Here is a 15,360-nt window from a genome sequence, read left to right on the forward strand (position 1 = left end):
CACGCCGCGCCCGGCGCCGGGAATCCCGGAGCCCGCGCGCTGTTGAACCAGGCGTGGACACAGGGGATGCGAACGACGTCGAACGGCTGCGCTCGGTGCGCTGGTCGGTCCTGGACCGGGCGCTGGTCCGCCGCGGTCAGAGCCCGGCCGAGGCTCTGCGGGAGACCGCGGCCTTCGCCCGCCAGGCCGAGGATCTCGGCTTCCACCGGTTCTGGGTCGCCGAGCACCACGGCGTGCCCGGCGTCGCCGGCTCGGCGCCGACGGTGCTGGCCGCCGCCGTCGCCTCGGCGACCTCCCGGATCCGGGTCGGCACCGGCGGCGTGATGCTGCCCAACCACCGGCCGCTGGTCGTCGCCGAGCAGTTCGGGGTGCTGGAGTCGCTCTTCCCCGGCCGCGTCGACATGGGGCTGGGCCGCTCGGTCGGGTTCACCGGGGCGGTGCGGCGCGCGCTGGGGGCGGAGAAGGAGGCCGCCGAGCGCTTCGGCGAGCAGCTGGCCGAGCTGCTGGGCTACTTCGGCGACGGCGGGAGCGGAGCGAGCGGCGAGGGCGGCGAGGCCGGCGTGACGGCGGTGCCCTCGCGCGGGCTGCGGGTGCCGGCGTTCGTGCTCGCCGTGGGCGCGGGCGCGGAGATCGCCGCCGTGCACGGGCTGCCGCTGGTGATGGCCAGCCTGAGCGACGAGGAGCGGACGCTGGCAGCCGTGGCGGGCTACCGCGAGGCGTTCCGGCCCTCGCCGCACGGCCCCGGCAGGCCGTACGTGAGCGTCGCGGCGAACGTGGCCGTCGCCGCCACCCGCCAGGCCGCGAGCCTGCTGCAGCTCCCCGAGGCCTGGGCCACGGTCGTCTCCCGCACCCGGGGAGTCTTCCCGCCGCTGGAGGCGCCCGAGGAGATCGTGGCGCGCGAGACGCGCATGAGCGAGCGGGAGCGGCGTTATCTCCAGCAGGCCCGCGCCTCGCAGGTGTTCGGCGACGAGGCGGAGGTGGCGGCCCGGCTCGGCCGCCTGATCGGGCGCACCGGCGCCGACGAGGTGCTGGTGACCCTCACCACCCACGGCGCCGCCGCCCGCCTCGGCTCCTACCAGCGGCTGGCCCGCCTCGCGGGCCTGCGGGCGGCCGGGGTCACGCCCCTCACGTCGGCGTGACGCCGCGCGCCAGGCCCATCTCGACCAGGTCCTGGGGCCGCAGCCGCAGCTCCTCGGTGGTGGCGCGGACCGCGTCCGGGCCGCGCCTCAGGATGGCGGCGGCCCGCTCGGGCGCGATCACCGAGTAGTAGCTGTCGGGGGTGACCCACACGCGCCCCGGGGCGGTGAGCGCGACCGCGCCGCCCGAGCCGCCCTCGCCGATGAGCAGGGTCGTCACCGGGATGCGGGAGGCCGCCACGGCCGTGATGGTCTCGGCGATCGCCGCCCCGACGCCCTCGCGCTCGGCGTCGTCGCCGCTGGCGGCGCCCGGGGTGTCCACCAGCGTCAGCACCGGCACCGACAGCCGGTCGGCGAGCTGGATGAGCCGGGTGGCGGCGCGGAACCCGGCGGGCCGCGTCGCGGTGCCGAGCTGCGCGGCGTAGCCGACGGTGCGGCCGACGTGCCGCCCGAAGCCGATGAGCATCCCCGGGTCGGTGCTGGCCAGCGGCTCGCGGACGGAGAAGTACGCCCGCAGGTACGCCTCGGCCCGCGGCCGCTCCGCGGACCTGGCCTGCCGCACCGCGTCCCAGCCGGTGCCGGGCAGCGGGGCGTCCCGCAGCGCGCGGGGCGGCCGCGCGGGCCCGGCGGCCGGGGTGGTCAGCAGCGCCAGCCAGCGCGCCACCGCCTCCCGCAGCTCGCCGCGCGGCACGATGCGGTCGACCTGGCCCACGGCGTACTGCCCCTCGGCGGTGTACGCCGCCGGGTCGGCGCCGGGCGGGCGCACCCGGGAGCCGGCGAAGCCGATCTGCGCCCCGGGCAGCGCCAGCCGGACGTCCGCGCCCGCGCCGAGCGTGCACCAGCCGCCGCCGGTGACCGGCCCGGCCAGCACGGCCAGGTGCGGCAGCCCGGCCGCCCGCAGCCGCACCATCTGCCGGGCGATGCGCTGCAGCTGCGTCAGCGCGTGCATGCCCTCCTGCATCCGGGTGCCGCCGGTGGCGATCGCCGAGACAACGGGCAGCGCCAGGTCCCGGGCGGTGGTGAAGGCGTTCTCGACGCGGTCGCCGGCGGCCTCGCCGATCGAGCCGCCGATGAAGCCGAACTCGAAGGCGACCAGGACGGTTTCGGTCCCGCCGACCCGGCCGACGCCGCAGACCACCGACTCGCTCTCGCCGGTGCGCACCCGGGCACGGGCGCGGGTCTCGTCGTAGCCGCGCCAGCGCAGCGGCCCGCCGGGCGGCGCGCTGCCCGGGGCCGGGGTGCGGTGCGGCAGCTCGGTGAAGTCGTCGGTGAGGGTGGCGATCAGCTCCCGGGCGGGCACGGCGGGCGGGAGCGGGCCCCGTCCGGCGGCGGGGTCCGCCGTCACGCCAGCTCCCGCTTGAGGATCTTGCCCATGGCGTTACGCGGCAGCGCGGGGCGGAAGCGGACCTCGCGCGGACGCTTGTGGGAGGCGAGCAGACGGGCCACGTGCTCGACGACCTCCTCGGCGGAGGGCGGGGCGGCGGCGTCGCGCGGCACCACCCAGGCGATGACGCGCTCGCCGAGGTCCGGGTCGGGCTCGGCGGTGACGGCGGCCTCGGCGATGCCGGGGTGTGCCAGCAGCGCGTTCTCGATCTCGCCGGCGCCGATCTTGTAGCCGCCGGACTTGATGAGGTCGGTGGAGCGGCGGCCGACGATGCGGTAGCGGCCCCGGGGGTCGCGGGTGGCCATGTCGCCGGTGCGGAACCAGCCCCCGGCGGCGGGCTCGCCGTCGAACGCCTCGGCGGTGGCCTCGGGGCGGTTCAGGTACTCGGTGAAGAGGTTGGGCCCGCGCACCTGGATCTCGCCGATGGCCTCCGCGTCGAGGGCCTGGCCGGACGGCAGCTCGGCGCCCGACTCGTCGACCAGCCGCACCTCGACGCCGGGCAGCGGCACGCCGACCGTGCCGGGGAGGGCGTCGAGGTCGTCGGCGCGAACGGAGGTGTTCATCAGCGTCTAGGTCATGCCGTACCGCTCGATGACGCGGCGGCCCGTGGCGGCCAGGATCCGCTCGTGGTCGGGCAGCGGCAGCGGCGCCGAGCCGGAGATCAGCAGCCGGGCCCCGGCCAGCGCGCCGGCCAGCCCGGAGTCGGACTCCGCCGCCTCCGCAAGCCGGTGGTACATCGTCGGCACGCCGAAGAGCATGGTGCCCTCCTTGGCCAGCGCCCCGGCGACGCCCTCGGGGGAGAAACGGCCCAGGTGCCAGGCGGTGCCGCCGCGCCGCAGCGGGCCGAGGATGCCGAGCACCAGGCCGTGGACGTGGAAGAGCGGCAGCGCGTGCACCACGACGTCGTCCTCGGCCCACGCCCAGGCGTCGGCGAGGGCGTCGAGCGTCTCGGCGATGGCGCGGCGGGAGAGCACCACGCCCTTGGGCGGCCCGGTGGTGCCGGAGGTGTAGACGATCAGCGCCGGGCGCTCGTCGGCGACCGCCCGGGCGGCATCCTCGGCATCGGCATCGGCATCGGCATCGGCATCGGCATCGGCGTCGGCGGTGTCGGCGGCGGTGGGCGGGGGCCACGCCCCGGGGCGGGGGGCGAGCCGGGGCAGCGCGGCCAGGGCGCCGGGGAGCTCGACGCCGGGCGCGGCCAGCACCAGGCCGGGCGCGCTGTCGCCGGTGATGTGCGCCAGCTCGCCTTCGCCGATCTTCGGGTTGACCGGCACCGCGGGCACGCCCGCCAGCAGCGCCCCCACCGTCGCCACGACGGTGTCCGGGGTGGACACGGCCCACACCGCCACGCGTCGTACGCCGGTCCCGGTCAGGCGGCGGGCCAGGGCCAGGGCCTCCCCGCGCAGCCGGTCGTAGCCGAGCGTCTGGTCCCCGAAGCGCAGTGCGGGCTTGGCGGGCACGCTGCTCAGGGCCGGAAACATGAGGCTCATCTGCCGCATGCTACGGCGCCGGCCTTAGGCGGCCCTGGCGGCGTGGGGGAACAGCTCGGTGTACGCCTCGACGGCGTCCTGAAGGCTGCGGGCGTAGGGGGTGTCGAAGTACCAGACCAGGTAGAGCAGGAAGGCGATCAGGGCGCTGAAGAGCCCGGCCAGCACCAACTCCCTGATCGAGCGCTGGATCTGGAGCGCGAAGACCATGCCGACGACCACGGCGGCGCCGGTGAACAGCCCGATCCACACCACCCTCGGCATGCTGGGCTCGGCGCTCTGCCCGCGCGCGGCGCGGGCCTCCTCGGCCGCCCCGATCTGGTCGATCATGCCCTGGTAGGACTCCACCTCGCGCACCGTGCGCGGCTCGCGGCCGATGACGGTGTCGCGCACCTGCTCCAGCAGGGCGTCGCCGCGCTCGGTCAGCTCGCCGTGGTCGGCCATGTGCGGCCACTCCTCCGCCACGAGGTGGGCGACGTAGGCGTCGATCCCGCCGCGGATGTCGTCGCGGACGTCGTCGGGGAAGACCTCCGCCCGCTGGCTGACCTCGTACAGCGCCTGGGCCTCGCGCTGCACCCACTCCTCGGCGGCGCTGCGCGCCTCCCACACGCCCGCGATGGCGAGGCCCAGCACCACGGCGTAGACCACGCCGAGCATCATCGACATGTACTCGATGACGTCGGGGGTTTCCGAGGGGTCGTCGTCCTCGCCCGCGCGGCGCTGTCGCAGCACCGCTATGAGCAGCACGACGCCGGAGGTGGCGAGGATGACGATGATCAGGGCCAGCCATTCGGACACCGGGCCTCCTGAAGGACCGTGAGGGACTACGGGGCGCTGGAGCGGGAGCCGCCGCCGCGGGACGACCGGGAGCGCAGCGCGGCGGCGGCGAGCACGGCGGGGGCGGTGATCAGCAGGGTGCGGCCGACGAGGGAGCCGCCCTGCTCCGGGGGGTCGCGGTCGGCGGGCAGCTCAAGGGCGTCGGTCAGGGACAGGGACGGGGAGGGGGAGGGCGCGGCGGTGTCCGTCGGCGCGGGCTCGGACGGCTCGGGTGGATCGCCGGGCGTCGGGCCGTCGGATGCGGGGGGCGCGGACGGCGTGGCCGCCGGCGGTTCCTCCTCCGGCTCCGTGGGCTCCTCCGGTTCCGTCGGCTCGGGCGATTCCGGGGGCTCCGGGGTAGGGCTCGGCTCGGGCGGGCTCGTCGGCTCCGGCGGCGGAGACGGTGGCGGCTCCGGGGGACTGGGCACCGGGGGAGGGCAGGGCCACGGCGGATGAGGGGGATGCGGGGGGTGCGGCAGCTCCGGCAGCTCGGGCAGCGGAGGCAGGGGGAGAAGCGGCGGCAGTGAAGGAAGCGGCGGCAGCGTGAGCACGGGGGGCGACGGCGGGCAGCAGTCGCCGCCCTCCCAGCCGCCCCCGGCGTGGGCGCACGCGCCCGCCGTCGCCTCCCCGGTGGCCAGCCAGCAGGCGGCGGCCACCGCGAGCGCGGCACAGGCCGCACCGGCACCCGCGCCCATCCGGCGCGCACGGCGAGTCCTCTGCACGCCGCGATACTGCGCGGCGGCGGACCGCTCCAATAGGCCGGGAGCGTGAATTCCCCCGATCTGATGAAAATCTGCTCGGCGAGGATTGAACCGCGGCAGGGCCGGGGCGGGCCAACGCCCCGCCGCTCAGGCCTCGTTGACCAGCTCCATGTAGCGGTCCCAGTCCCACAGCGGCCCCGGGTCGGTGTGGGTGGCGCGGGGCACCTCGACGTGGCCGATGATGTGGTCGCGCGTCTTCGGGATGCCGTACATGGCGCAGATGTTCGCCGTCAGCAGGGCGGACTGACGGTACATCACGTCGGTGAACCACTCCGGCTGGTCGATCCAGCCCTCGTGCTCGATGCCGATGCTGCGGGTGTTGTAGTCCCAGTTGCCCGCGTGCCAGCCGATGTCGGCGTGGCGGACGCACTGGGCGATGCGGCCGTCGTCCGAGGCCACCACGTAGTGGGCCGAGACGTCGCTGTCGGGGTTCTGGAAGTATCCGATGGTGTCCAGGTAGGTCCCCTGCGCCACGTGGATGATGACGAACTCCACCGGGTACTCCTCCGGCCGCCGCGCGGGGGCGATGTTCGAGGGGTCGGCCGGGGCCCACTCGGCTCCGGGGAAGTCGGTGTCGGCCGGGGCCTCGGCCCGCACGGTGTGCTGCAAGGTCCGGCCGCCCTCGTCCTGTTCCTCTCCGTCGCCCTGCTGGAGCAGAGCACCGGCGGTGGAGGCGAGGCTGGCCGACGAGCTGACGAGCGCCGCGCCGCCGCGCAGCAGGGCGCGGCGGGACGGCCAAAACCGCTGTGGTCGCAGGGTCATGGAAGCTCCCGGAGGTCTCGGATACGCGCGCCCGCGGCGCGCGGGCGTGGGGGAGAACTCGGTCGTTCTCCTGCTGACGGTAAGCCAGCCGCGTGCCAGAAACGCAACAGGGGTGACACGAGCGTGTCCTGAGCCGACGTCAGCTTCCCCCCACGTGGGCGTCCGGCCCGGCACCTCGCTCGGAGCACCCGTCGGCGTCTGCCGGCCCGCACACCCACGCACGGCCGAACGCCGAAACCGCCCGCGGTCAGGCCCCGCCGGGCGCGTCGAGCGTGGTCCGCATCGCGTGCCGGGCCGCGCCGAGCAGCGGCCCGTCGGGGCCGAGCGGGGAGGCGGTCACCGGTACCGGCGTGCTGCGGCCGCCCGCCGCGGCGGTGGTGCGGCGCGCCAGCTCGCGGCGTACACCGGGCAGCAGCCAGGGCCCGAGGCGGGCCAGCGCGCCGCCGACGACCACGAGCTGCGGATCGAGCAGGTTGACCGCGCCGGAGAGCGCGATGCCCAGCGCCGTCCCGGCCCGCCGCACCGCCGCGACGGCGGTGGGCTCCCCGGCCTCGCAGCGGCCGGTGAGCGCGCCGAGCCTGACGCCCGGGCCCGGTGTGAGGCCCGCGGCCCGCAGCACGGCCGCCTCACCGGCGTACGCCTCCAGGCAGCCGCGTCCCCCGCAGGAGCAGGGGCGTCCCTCGGGCCGCACCGGCACGTGGCCGAGCTCCCCGGCGAAGCCGTGGGCGCCGCGCAGCAGTTCGCCGTCGACCACCACCGCGCCGCCGATGCCGATCTCGGCCGAGACGTGCACGAAGCTGGCGGGCGCGGGGGAGTGGTGGCCGGACCACAGCTCGCCCAGCGCCCCGAGGTTGGCTTCGTTCTCCACCGTGACCGGGCCGAGGTCGTCCGGCAGCAGCCCGGCGAGGTCGGCGTCGCGCCAGCCGAGGTTGGGGGCGCGCAGCACGGTCGCGGTGCCGCGCACCACCAGGCCCGGCACGGCGACGGTCAGGCCCGCCGGGCGCAGCCCGACGGCGCCGGCCTCGGCCTCGGCCCGGCGCAGCATGCCGGTCAGCGCCGCCAGCACCGCGGCCGGGTCGCCGCCCTGGTTGCGGGCCTCGTGGCCGATGCGGGTCCTGGCCTGGCCGCGCAGGTCCATCACGCACACCGCCAGGTGGTCCACGCCGATCTCGGCGCCGATGCCGCAGGGACCGCGGTCGCTCAGCAGCAGCTGGGTGCCGGGGCGGCCGACGGCGCCGGAACGCCCGGGGCCGCGCTCGACGAGCAGTTCGGCGCGCAGCAGCTCGTCCACCAGCGAGGAGACGGCCGCCCTGGTCAGGCCGATGCGGGCGGCGACGGCGGCGCGGGAGAGCGGGCCGGCGTCGGCCACGGCGTGCAGCACGCGGGAGAGGTTGCGCCGCCGCATCGCCGCCTGCGACTGGGGTGCGGGCTGTGCCACCGCGAGGCGTCCCGGCGGCTCAGCGCCGCCGCAGCAGCGCGTCGGCGTCGGTGAGGGCGGCGGCGAGCCGGGCCACGGTCTCCTCGTCCCGCGCGACGCCCGGGTACGCCGGGCCCGCCGCCGTGTTCCAGCCGCGGGCCACCTCGGCCGGGTCGCGGCCCTGCAGCAGCCCGGCGGCCTGGGCGGCGGCGCCGAGCGCCACCAGCTCCTCGGCCTGCGGCACCTGGACCGGGCGGCCGGAGAGCCTGCGCACGGTCTCGCGCCACGCGGTGCCCCGCGCGCCGCCGCCGATCAGCAGGATCGGCTCGTCGGTCGCCGACTCCGCCTCCTGCCCCAGCACCAGGTCGAGTGCCTGGAGGAGCGCGAAGACGGCGCCGTCGTAGGCGGCCTGGAGCACCTGTCCCGGGGTGGTGGCGTGGGTGAGGCCGTGGACGAGGCCGGTGGCGTAGGGCAGGTCGGGGGTGCGCTCGCCGTCGAGGAACGGCAGGACCACGGCGGTGCCGCCGGGCTCGACCGCCTCCCGGTCGCGGCCGAGCAGCGCGGCGAAGCGGTCGACGGCGAGGGTGCAGTTGAGCGTGCACGCCAGCGGCAGCCAGCGGTGGCGGGCGTCGGCGAAGCCCGCCACGATGCCGGTCGCGTCGGTGGGGCGGTGCTCGGAGACGGCGTAGACCGTGCCGGAGGTGCCCAGGCTCAGCACCGGGCGGCCCGGCTCGATGCCGAGGCCCAGTGCGCCGGCCATGTTGTCGCCCGTGCCGCCCGCGACGAGGATGCCCTCGGGCAGCGGCAGCCCGGAGGCCACCGTGCCGGCCGGTTCCCCCGCGGCGACGAGGCGCGGCAGCAGCGCCTCGTCCAGGCCGACGTGGGCGAGGACCTCCGCGTCGTAGCCCTCGCTCGCGCTGGACCACCAGCCGCTGCCCGAGGCGTCGCCGCGGTCGGTGGTGCCGCCGGTCACGCCCTGGCCGGTCAGCCGCCCGGTGAGGTAGTCGTGGGGCAGCCGCACCGCGCGCGTCGCGGCGGCGGCGTCCGGTTCGTTCTCCTTCAGCCACGCCCACTTGGTCACGGTGAAGGAGGCGGGCGGCACGCTGCCGATCCGGTCGGCCCATGCCTTGGGGCCGCCGAGGTCGGCGACCAGCCGGTCGCGCTGCGGCGCGGAGCGGGTGTCGTTCCACAGCAGCGCGTTGCGCACCGGGCGGCCGTCGGCGTCGAGGGTGACCAGGCCGTGCTGCTGGCCGGCGACCGCCACGGCGGCGGCCTCCCGGGCGGCCGGGCCGCACGCCTCGAGCGCCCGGGTCAGGGCCTGCCACCATTGCTCGGGGTCGCTGTCGTGCTCGGCCGTCACCACGTGCGGCGCCTGCCCGCGCGCCACCACCGTCCCGGTGGCGGCGTCCACCACCAGCACCTTCGTGGACTGGGTGGAGCTGTCCACGCCGACGACGAGGGGTCCATCTGGTGCGGCCATGAGCGCGTCCTCTCTTCAAAAGGTCCCGGCAGGTCCCTGGGGCTTCCGCGGCGGCTCCGTGCATACTAATTTGTCAACGGCCATGACGAAATAAGGGCGACGGAACGTTAAGGAGCCGCCATGTCATACCAGCCCACCCCAGCGGACAAGTTCAGCTTCGGCCTGTGGACCGTCGGCTGGCAGGGCCGTGACCCCTTCGGCGACGCCACGCGCCCGGCGCTCGACCCGGTGGAGTCCGTCACCCGGCTGGCCGAGCTCGGCGCGTGGGGCGTCACCTTCCACGACGACGACCTGATCCCGTTCGGCACCCCGCAGGGCGAGCGCGAGGCGCACGTCAAGCGCTTCCGCCAGGCCCTGGACGCCGCCGGGATGGTGGTGCCGATGGCCACCACCAACCTGTTCACCCACCCGGTCTTCAAGGACGGCGGCTTCACGGCGAACGACCGCGACGTGCGGCGTTACGCCCTGCGCAAGACGATGCGCAACATCGACCTGGCGGCCGAGCTCGGCGCCCAGACCTACGTGGCCTGGGGCGGCCGGGAGGGCGCGGAGTCCGGCGCCGCCAAGGACGTGCGGGCGGCGCTCGACCGGATGAAGGAGGCGTTCGACTTCCTCGCCGAGTACGTCACCGGCCAGGGCTACGGGCTGCGCTTCGCGCTGGAGCCGAAGCCGAACGAGCCGCGCGGCGACATCCTGCTGCCCACGGTCGGGCACGCGCTGGCGTTCATCGAGCGGCTGGAGCGGCCCGAGCTGTTCGGCGTCAACCCGGAGGTCGGCCACGAGCAGATGGCCGGGCTGAACTTCCCGCACGGCATCGCCCAGGCGCTGTGGTCGGGCAAGCTCTTCCACATCGACCTCAACGGGCAGAACGGCATCAAGTACGACCAGGACCTGCGCTTCGGCGCGGGCGACCTGCGGGCGGCGTTCTGGCTGGTGGACCTGCTGGAGACGGCCGGGTACGAGGGCCCGCGCCACTTCGACTTCAAGCCGCCGCGCACCGAGGGCTTCGACGGCGTGTGGGCCTCGGCGGCGGGCTGCATGCGCAACTACCTGATCCTGAAGGAGCGGGCCGCCGCCTTCCGCGCCGACCCGGCCGTCCAGGAGGCGCTGCTGGCCTCGCGGCTCGACCAGCTCGCGCAGCCCACGCTGAACGCCGGTGAGACGCCGGCGGCGCTGCTGGCAGACGCCAGCGCGTTCGAGGAGTTCGACCCGGACGCCTCCGGGCAGCGGTCCATGGCCTTCGAGCAGCTCGACCAGCTCGCCATGGACCACCTGCTGGGCGTCGCGGGCTGACTCGCGGGGGGCAAGCGGCGTGCCGCGTGCTCCCCGCCGCCTCTTGACGCCAACGGCCGCCCTGCCCAGCGTTTCGCAAGCTTGAACACAATTCAACGCGATTCAATGCAAGGATGGGCTGGCGCCCCCCGGCGGAGTCCGCCCTCCGGGGGCGCCTCCAGGGGGAGAACCGTGGCCCCACCCGACCCCGACGCCGCCGGTGCCGCCGACGAACGGGTGGCCGGTCTGCGGCGGCGCCTGCGAGGGGTGGCGTTCGGCGGTGACTACAACCCCGAGGGGTGGCCGCCGGAGGTCTGGGGGGAGGTGCTGCCGAGGGCGCGGCCGCGCCCGTCGGGAGCTGATCGCCCGGAGCCTAGACGGTTTTCGGCGGTGCGGCGCTCTCGCGTATCACCAGGCGGGTGGACAGCTCGGTGCGCGTCCCCTCGGGGCGCTCGCCCTCCATCATCCGCAGCAGCAGCCGCAGCGCCGTCGCCGCCATCTCCGACAGCGGCTGCCGCACCGTGGTCAGGGCGGGCGTGGCCCAGTGGGCCTGCGGCAGGTCGTCGAAGCCGACGACGCTGACGTCGTCCGGGGCACTCAGGCCGTGCTCGCGCAGCGCCTGGTACACGCCGAGGGCCATCGCGTCGGAGCAGGCGAACACGGCGGTGGGCCGCTCGGGCAGCGCCAGCAGCTCCGTCATCTGGCGGTGGGCGCCGGTCTCGCTGAAGCTGCCGTAGCGCACGTACTCCGCCGGCACCCTCAGGCCCGCCGAGGCCATCGCCGAGCGGTACCCCGCGACCCGGGCGCTGCTGCACAGCTTGCGGCGGTACCCGCCGATGATCGCGATCCGCTCGTGCCCGAGGCCGATGAGGTGCTCGGTGGCCGACACGCCGCCCTGCCAGTTGGTGGCGCCGACGGAGGGCACGCCGGGGGGCGGGTCGAGCACGGGGTCGATCATCACGTACGGAATCCGGTGCTGCTCCAGCCAGGCGTACTGCGTGGAGTTGAGCTCCGCCACGTTGAACAGAACGCCGCTGGAGCCGCGCGCGCAGAGCTTGTCCAGCCAGCCGCGCTCCGGCCGCCCGCCGCGCGCCCCGGTGAGCGCGGCCGAGACCACGATGCCGAGCCCGGCCTCGTGCGCCGCCTCCTCGACGCCGTGGAGCACCGCGCCCGACCAGGTGCTGTCCAGGCGGTGGACCACGAGGTCGATCAGGGCCGGCGGGGCACTCGCGGTGGAGCGGGGGCGCCGCACGTACCCGAGCCGGTCCAGCACCTCGGTCACCCGGCGGCGGGTCTCCGGGGCGACGTCCTCACGCCCGTTGGCGACCTTGGAGGCGGTCGGCACCGAGACCCCGGCCTCCCTGGCGATCACGGCCAGCGTCGGCCCTCCTGCTCCTGCGGGACGGACCATGCCAAACCCCTTTCGCCCGCTGTTGGTTTCGAAATTTTCGAATCTCTCGTGGTGGCCGGTCGAAACGTTGACCCGATAGCAAGCGCTTCCTACGTTAAGGGCACACCGCGTCGGTGTGAAGACCCGTGAAGCGACGGGAGTTGCGCGACGGAAAGCTTTCGAAAGGCACCCTTGCGGGCGTCGTCGTCGGCGTTCTCATGGAGCCGGGGAACGGCAAAGACTGGATGACGGCGGTTCACATCCGCGATCCCGTGCTGCCCGGATTCCACCCCGACCCCACGATCGTGCGGGTCGGCCCGGACTACTCCACGGCCACGTCCGGCTTCGAGTGGTTCCCCGGGGTGCCGGTCCTCCGCTCCACCGACCTGGTCACCTGGCGACCCGCGGGCCGCGTCCTGACTGGCCCCTGGTCGAAACCCGTCTACCTCAGTTCCCCGGGCTTCGACCCGTTGGACGCCACCCGGCTCTCGGTCGACCACGGCTCGCGGCTGCGCTTCACCGGCGTGTTCGTCGGCCTGGCCGCGCACGACCTCGGCGGCACCCGCCGCCACGCCGACGTCGGCTTCTTCGAGCTGCGGCCCACGGCGCAGGCGCGCGGTCGCGGGACGCGCGCCGGCGTGCCGCTGCCCAGCCCGGCGCGTCACGCCGTCCCGCCGCCTCCCCGCCCCTTTTTCTCCCCCACCCCGCCCCGGGGGCCGAGCTGCCGCACCGAGCCGCGCACCACCACGTGTGTGCCCAGCATGATCCGCTCGTCCGCCGAGTCCGGCCTGCGGCTCAGCGCCGTGCGCACCGCCGTGCGCCCCAGCTCCTCGTAGGGGACGTGCACCGTGGTCAGCGGCGGGTGCAGGTCGCGCGCGAACGGGATGTCGTCGTAGCCCACCAGCGAGACGTCGCCGGGCACCGACACCCCGGCCTCGTGCAGCACGGTCAGCGCCCCGGCGGCGACCATGTCGCTGGTGGCGAAGACCGCGGAGAACGACAGCCCCGCAGCGAGCGCCTCCCCGACCCGCCGGTGCCCCGACTCGCGTGTGAAGTCCCCCGGCACCACCAGCGCGGGCGGTGGGTCGATGCCGTACGCCGCCAGGGCGGCCCGGAAGCCGCGCTCGCGGCCCTGCGCCGTGGTGTTGCCCGGCACCCCGCCGAGGAAGAGGATGCGGCGGTGACCCATCGACAGCAGATGGCTGGTGATGGCGTAGGCGCCGCCCTCGTTGTCGTACTCGATGACGGTCGCGGGCGCGCCGTCCGTGAACGGCGGGCGGCCGCACAGCACCAGCCGCGAGCCCGCCGAGGACAGCGACTTGGCGATGCGCCCCATCCGCTCCCGGTACGCCGGGCTGTCGGCCACCCCGCCGACCAGGATCACCGCCGCCGCACGCTGCGCCCTCATCAGCTCCACCAGCGCCAGCTCCCGCTCGGCGTCGCCGTCGGTGGTGCACACCAGGCTCAGCAGGCCCAGCCGGGCGGCCTCGCGCTCCACGCCCTGCGCCACGTGCGCGAAGGACGGGCCGGTAATGTCATCGAGCACGAAGGCGACAGGTCCCGTCTCCGAGCCGGCGATGGCGCGGGCGCGCGCGTCCGCCACGTAGTCCAGCTCCCGCACGGCGCGCATCACCCGTGCCCGGGTGGCCGTGCTCACCGGATAGCTGCCGCCCAGCACCCGCGAGACCGTGGACGGCGAGACCTTCGCGCGCGCCGCCACGTCGCGGATGGTGTGCCGGCCCGCCGCCGTCGCGCTCTTCCTGCTCACCCAGCCACTCCTTTGACAACCGGTTTCTAGGCGGACACTAGCAGCAATGTGCCCCCTGGGGGGAGGACCCGGCAACAGGAAGCTGTCCGCGCGCCGGGAACCGCGCCACCCCGGAGCCGCGCGTGAGAATGCTTCTCCCTCCGGCTCCGGCGGCCGGGACGCATCCCGCCCGCGCCTGTCCGGTAGCCGAGAGGTCGCCGGATGGTCGAGAACCGGTTTCTAAGCGTGGGGCATACGCCTTCGGCAGCGGCGGCCGCGTCGTGGTGCACAGGGCCCGGCCCGGTCCTCGCCCCGCGCCCCGGGCGACCACCCGCCATGCCGAAACTTATCGACAGTTAATGACCGATCCGTGGGCTTCTCCCGTGTGACGCGAGGGACGTAGTGTTACGGACATGTCACATCGCCGGCCGAGCCGCCGGGGAGTGATCAAAGGAGCCATTGCCCTGGGAGCGACGGGCGGCGGGCTGACAGCCGCCGCCGGCGCCGCCTCCGGGGCGTCATCCCCCACTCCCACCGCGGACTACGTGAACCCCCTCATCCAGCAGCGGGCCGATCCCCACATCACCCGCCACACCGACGGGCTGTACTACTTCACCGCCACCGTCCCCGCATACGACCGGATCGTGCTGCGCCGCGCCGACACCCTCCAGGGCCTGGGCGACGCCGCCGAGAGCGTCATCTGGACCAAGCACGCGACGGGCGAGATGGGCGCCCACATCTGGGCGCCCGAGATGCACTTCATCGACGGCGCCTGGTACATCTACTTCGCCGCCGGGCGCGCCGAGGACGTCTGGGCGATCCGGATCTACGTGCTGGAGAACACCTCGCCCGACCCCTTCTCCGGCACCTGGACCGAGCGCGGGCGCATCACCACCGCCTGGGACTCCTTCTCCCTGGACGCCACCACCTTCGAGCACGGCGGCACCCGCTACCTGTGCTGGGCGCAGTCGAACCCGGAGCTCGACAACAACTCCAGCATCTTCCTGTCCGCCATGGACAGCCCCACCACCCTCACCGGGCCCCAGGTCGAGCTGTCCGTGCCCGAGTACGACTGGGAGATCATCGGCTACAGGGTCAACGAGGGCCCGTACGCCCTCAAGCGCAACGGCCGGATCTTCCTCACCTACTCGGCCAGCGCCACCGACACCAACTACTGCGTCGGCATGCTGACGGCTGCCGACGACAGCGACCTGCTGGACCCCGCCTCCTGGTCCAAGAGCCCCGAGCCCGTCTTCGCCACCAGCGACGCCAACGGCCAGTACGGCCCGGGCCACAACTGCTTCACCATCTCCGAGGACGGCACCGAGGACGTGCTGGTCTACCACGCCCGCCAGTACCGGGACATCGAGGGCGACCCGCTGAACGACCCCAACCGCCACACCCGGATCCAGGCCTTCGGCTGGAATGCCGACGGCACCCCCGACTTCGGCGCCCCCGTGCCGGACGGCGCGGCGGCCGGCCGGGAGGGCGAGGCGTGACCCCACGACGCCTGTGGCTGCTCGTGGCGGCCGTCTGCCTGGGGCTACTCGCCGCGTTCCTGATCGTCCCCTCCGCCCAGGGCGCGCCGGTGACCATAGCCAACGGGACCCAGTTCACCGATCCGAACGGGGAGCCGGTCCACGCCCATGGCGGGGGCGTGGTCAAGGTCGGCGAGTACTACTACTGGTTCGGCGAGAACCGCAATGAC

At 75.1% G+C, this 15,360-nt stretch carries 11 protein-coding genes and 3 pseudogenes; 5 read left to right on the plus strand and 9 right to left on the minus strand.

Annotation, left to right across the window (positions count from 1 at the left end; all coding sequences use genetic code 11):
* Positions 1–53 precede the first annotated feature (53 nt).
* Positions 54–1,139 carry an MsnO8 family LLM class oxidoreductase gene (locus tag ACTWQH_RS01610; protein ID WP_443284424.1) on the plus strand — a complete coding sequence of 362 codons (1,086 nt, stop codon included), beginning with the start codon at positions 54–56 and terminating at the stop codon, positions 1,137–1,139.
* On the opposite strand, the gene ACTWQH_RS01615 is transcribed toward ACTWQH_RS01610, so the two are convergent.
* The 7 genes and pseudogenes from ACTWQH_RS01615 to xylB all read right to left on the minus strand — a co-directional run bounded on the left by ACTWQH_RS01615 (position 1,126) and on the right by xylB (position 9,243).
* A complete protein-coding gene (locus ACTWQH_RS01615) occupies positions 1,126–2,481 on the minus strand; it encodes a carboxyl transferase domain-containing protein (RefSeq protein ID WP_443284425.1) in 1,356 nt (451 codons plus the stop codon). The genes ACTWQH_RS01610 and ACTWQH_RS01615 overlap by 14 nt on opposite strands.
* Positions 2,478–4,010: pseudogene (locus ACTWQH_RS01620) on the minus strand (AMP-binding protein). The gene ACTWQH_RS01615 and the pseudogene ACTWQH_RS01620 overlap by 4 nt, the downstream one beginning before the upstream one ends.
* Positions 4,011–4,034: 24 nt before the next feature.
* Positions 4,035–4,805 carry a bestrophin-like domain gene (locus ACTWQH_RS01625; RefSeq protein ID WP_443284426.1) on the minus strand — a complete coding sequence of 257 codons (771 nt, stop codon included), beginning with the start codon at positions 4,803–4,805 and terminating at the stop codon, positions 4,035–4,037.
* Positions 4,806–4,831: 26 nt separating this feature from the next.
* Positions 4,832–5,545 (minus strand): hypothetical protein, encoded by a 714-nt coding sequence (locus tag ACTWQH_RS01630; RefSeq protein ID WP_443284427.1) that lies wholly within the window; start codon positions 5,543–5,545, stop codon positions 4,832–4,834.
* A 126-nt stretch (positions 5,546–5,671) separates the two neighbouring features.
* Positions 5,672–6,346 (minus strand): N-acetylmuramoyl-L-alanine amidase, encoded by a 675-nt coding sequence (locus tag ACTWQH_RS01635; protein WP_443284428.1) that lies wholly within the window; start codon positions 6,344–6,346, stop codon positions 5,672–5,674.
* A 247-nt stretch (positions 6,347–6,593) separates the two neighbouring features.
* Complete coding sequence (locus tag ACTWQH_RS01640) at positions 6,594–7,751, minus strand: ROK family protein (RefSeq protein ID WP_443284460.1); 1,158 nt, start codon at positions 7,749–7,751, stop codon at positions 6,594–6,596.
* Between the two features lie 52 nt (positions 7,752–7,803).
* Complete coding sequence (xylB, locus tag ACTWQH_RS01645; protein ID WP_443284429.1) at positions 7,804–9,243, minus strand: xylulokinase; 1,440 nt, start codon at positions 9,241–9,243, stop codon at positions 7,804–7,806.
* A gap of 120 nt (positions 9,244–9,363) precedes the next feature.
* On the opposite strand from xylB, the gene xylA reads away from it, so the two are divergent.
* The gene (gene xylA / locus ACTWQH_RS01650; RefSeq protein ID WP_443284430.1) at positions 9,364–10,536 is read left to right on the plus strand and encodes a xylose isomerase; all 1,173 of its coding nucleotides are present in this window, start codon (positions 9,364–9,366) and stop codon (positions 10,534–10,536) included.
* 352 nt (positions 10,537–10,888) lie between these two features.
* On the opposite strand, the gene ACTWQH_RS01655 is transcribed toward xylA, so the two are convergent.
* Positions 10,889–11,926 (minus strand): LacI family DNA-binding transcriptional regulator, encoded by a 1,038-nt coding sequence (locus ACTWQH_RS01655; protein WP_443284431.1) that lies wholly within the window; start codon positions 11,924–11,926, stop codon positions 10,889–10,891.
* A gap of 224 nt (positions 11,927–12,150) precedes the next feature.
* Between ACTWQH_RS01655 and ACTWQH_RS01660 the strand changes: the two are divergent.
* Positions 12,151–12,315, plus strand: a pseudogene (locus tag ACTWQH_RS01660) (family 43 glycosylhydrolase); the annotation flags it as partial.
* A gap of 251 nt (positions 12,316–12,566) precedes the next feature.
* On the opposite strand, the gene ACTWQH_RS01665 reads toward ACTWQH_RS01660, so the two are convergent.
* Complete coding sequence (locus ACTWQH_RS01665; protein WP_443284432.1) at positions 12,567–13,673, minus strand: LacI family DNA-binding transcriptional regulator; 1,107 nt, start codon at positions 13,671–13,673, stop codon at positions 12,567–12,569.
* A gap of 392 nt (positions 13,674–14,065) precedes the next feature.
* On the opposite strand from ACTWQH_RS01665, the gene ACTWQH_RS01670 reads away from it, so the two are divergent.
* Both ACTWQH_RS01670 and ACTWQH_RS01675 read left to right on the plus strand, forming a co-directional pair.
* A complete protein-coding gene (locus tag ACTWQH_RS01670) occupies positions 14,066–15,151 on the plus strand; it encodes a glycoside hydrolase family 43 protein (protein ID WP_443284433.1) in 1,086 nt (361 codons plus the stop codon).
* A pseudogene (locus ACTWQH_RS01675) lies at positions 15,148–15,360 on the plus strand (beta-xylosidase); the annotation flags it as partial. The gene ACTWQH_RS01670 and the pseudogene ACTWQH_RS01675, both read left to right, overlap by 4 nt.

The sequence above is a fragment of the Streptomyces sp. 6N223 genome (assembly GCF_052246635.1).
Classification (GTDB): domain Bacteria; phylum Actinomycetota; class Actinomycetes; order Streptomycetales; family Streptomycetaceae; genus Streptomyces.